Raw genomic sequence first — 2,845 nt, 5'->3', positions numbered from 1 at the left:
CCAGTTGCCTTTGGTCATCGAAGGCGTCACATTCACCGACGGTGTCGCCGCGAGCGTCGCCGAAAATCGCGCCGCTTAATTAGGTCGCGTCACCCAAATTCCCGTATAGCTCCCGCGAGCGTCCGGAAGTCCCGCATAGCTGCCGCTGGCCAAAGCCAGCTTTCAGCGACTGTCACCAGCGGCTTCTGCAGCCCGAACATATGCATAGAGCGTTGGCTTGGAAATGCCGAGCATCGTACAGATCCGGGCGATTGGTGTTTTCTTTTCCTGATTGCGCGCACCACGGTGATCCGACCACACATTCCATGAACATCCGACCGGCCATTCCACGACCATCCGACCACCCGCTCCAGCCGCATCCGACCAGGCTGATCTGAGCGGGCTCCGTCACACGGAGCGGGTCTGAGGCAGACCACCTGCGCTACCCAGAAGCTGTTGCAACAGCGGAAGAAGGGGCGCGATGAGGAGACTGCCGATGAGGAAGATCGAGGACGTTCTGCGCCTGCATGCGCAGGCCATGTCGACCCGGCGGATCGCACTTGCGACCGGCGTCGGCAAGACAACGGTCATCGAGTATCTGCGCCGTGCCGCGGTGGCTGGCTTGTCCTGGCCGTTGCCCGAGGGCCTGGACGAGGAGGCACTGGAACGGCGGGTGTTCCCGCCTCCACCGCCCTCGCAGGGCCGCCAAATTGCCGCTGCGGACTGGGCGATGGTTCATCGCGAACTGAAGCGGCCGGGCGTCACGCTGGCGCTGCTTTGGGACGAGTATCGGGGCCAGCACCCCGACGGCTATGGCTACTCGGCCTTTTGCGAGCATTACCGACGCTGGGTTGGGCGCCTTTCGCCGGTCATGCGCCAGCGCCATGTCGCAGGCGAGCGGATGTTCGTCGACTACTCGGGCACCCGGATGACGGTGATCGACCCGGTGACCGGCGCTGCCCGTCCAGCGGAGATCTTCATTGCCGTGATGGGCGCCTCAAACATGACCTACGCCGAGGCCACATGGAGCCAGGCGCTGCCGGATTGGATCGGCGCTCATACCCGTGCCTTCGCTGCGTTTGGGGCGGTGCCGGCACTGGTGGTCTCCGACAACCTGAAGTCCGGCGTGATCCGGGCCTGCTTCTACGAGCCCGAGATCAACCGCAGCTATGCCGAGATGGCAGCGCATTACGGCACGGCCATCCTTCCGGCACGTCCTTACAAGCCACGCGACAAGGCCAAGGTCGAAGGGGCGGTTCTTCTTGCTCAGCGCTGGATCATCGCGCGACTGCGCAACCGGCAGTTCTTCAGCCTCGACGAACTCAACACCGCCATCCGCGAAGAGCTTGCTCGCCTGAACGCCCGTGTCAGCCGTCATCTGGGCGCCGCGCGTCAGGACCTTTTCGACACGCTCGATCGCCCGGCCATGCAGCCGCTGCCTCCGGAGCCTTTCGTCCATGCCGACTGGCGCCGCGCCACTGTCGGGATCGACTATCATGTCCGGCTGGAAGGCCACCATTACTCGGTGCCACACGATCTGATCCGCCAGCAACTCTGGGCGCGGCTGACCGTAGGCACCGTCGAGATCTTCCGCGCCGGCAAGCGCGTGGCCTGCCACAGGCGCGCCGCCCCGGGCGACACCGGCGCAACGACGCTGAACGACCATCGTCCTGCCAGCCATCGTCGTTATGCCGAGACCACGCCCGAGCAGCTGCGCGAGCGGGCTGCCCGCATCGGTCCTGCCACCGGGATCCTGATCGACCTCATCCTCCGCGACAGGCCGCACCCCGAACAGGGCTTTCGCTCCTGCCTCGGGATCCTGCGTCTGGCGCGCAGCTATGGGCCCGAGCGGGTCGAGGCCGCCTGTGACCGCGCGCTCGCCATCAACACCCGCACCATGACGTCGGTGAAGTCGATCCTGCAGAGCCGCCTCGACGGCCGTCCCCCGGACCGGCCGCCCGAAGCTCCGCCCATCACCCACGCCAACATCCGTGGCGCCAAGTTCTTCCACTGACCTAAGGAGACAAACCCTTGCTGACCCACCCCACCTTTGAGGCACTGAACGCGTTGAAGCTCGACGGCATGGCCGAAGCTTTTGCCGAGCTGATCAGCGAAGATCGCGGCCGCAGCCTCGACCCCGCAGCCTGGATCGGGCTGATGCTGGACCGCGAACAAGCTCGGCGCGGCACCCGCCGGTTCCAGTCGCGCCTGCGGGCCGCCAACCTGCGCCATGGTGGCGCCTGCATGGAGGATGTGGACTACCGGACCTCCCGCGGCCTCGATCGCGCCTTGTTCCAAAGCCTCGCCAGCCCTGACTGGATCGACCGGCACCGCTCGGTCCTGATCACCGGGCCCTGCGGGGTCGGCAAGTAGTGGCTGGCCTGCGCACTCGGCCACGGAGCCAGCCGCGCGGACCGCACCGTTCTTTACCACCGGCTGCCGCGGCTCTTCTCCGACCTTGAGCTGGCGCGCGGCGACGGGCGCTTCGACCGGCTGTTCCGCAAGATCGCCCGTGTGGATCTTCTGATCCTCGACGACTGGGGCCCTGACCGCCTGACCGCCACGCAGCGCCGCGACCTGATGGAGATCGTTGAGGAGCGCTACGGCCGCCGCTCGACCATCGTCACCAGTCAGCTCCCCGTGGAGACCTGGCACCATGTCATCGGTGAGCCCACCTTCGCCGACGCCATCCTCGACAGGCTGGTTCACAATGCCTACCGGATCTCCCTGGATGGCCCGTCGCTGCGCAAGACCGGCATCGACAACCGCGCGGGGGCCAGCCAATGAGCAGTAACCGCCCGATTCCCGCCCCAGTCTGACCGTAGTATGCTCAGTCCATGGAGATTGATCGGGACAAGATCGACGA

1 protein-coding gene and 1 pseudogene are annotated in these 2,845 nt (G+C 66.0%); both read left to right on the top strand.

The window, feature by feature from the left end:
• Positions 1 to 460 precede the first annotated feature (460 nt).
• Positions 461 to 1,993 (top strand): IS21 family transposase, encoded by a 1,533-nt coding sequence (gene istA / locus ACFOM8_RS22730; RefSeq protein ID WP_377764642.1) that lies wholly within the window; start codon positions 461 to 463, stop codon positions 1,991 to 1,993.
• A 17-nt stretch (positions 1,994 to 2,010) separates the two neighbouring features.
• Positions 2,011 to 2,766 (top strand): annotated as a pseudogene (istB, locus tag ACFOM8_RS22725) (IS21-like element helper ATPase IstB).
• Positions 2,767 to 2,845: the final 79 nt, after the last annotated feature.

Origin of the sequence: Paracoccus angustae (genome assembly GCF_042648745.1) — a bacterium.
Lineage (GTDB): Bacteria > Pseudomonadota > Alphaproteobacteria > Rhodobacterales > Rhodobacteraceae > Paracoccus > Paracoccus angustae.
This window is presented reverse-complemented; position numbering and strand designations above follow the sequence as displayed.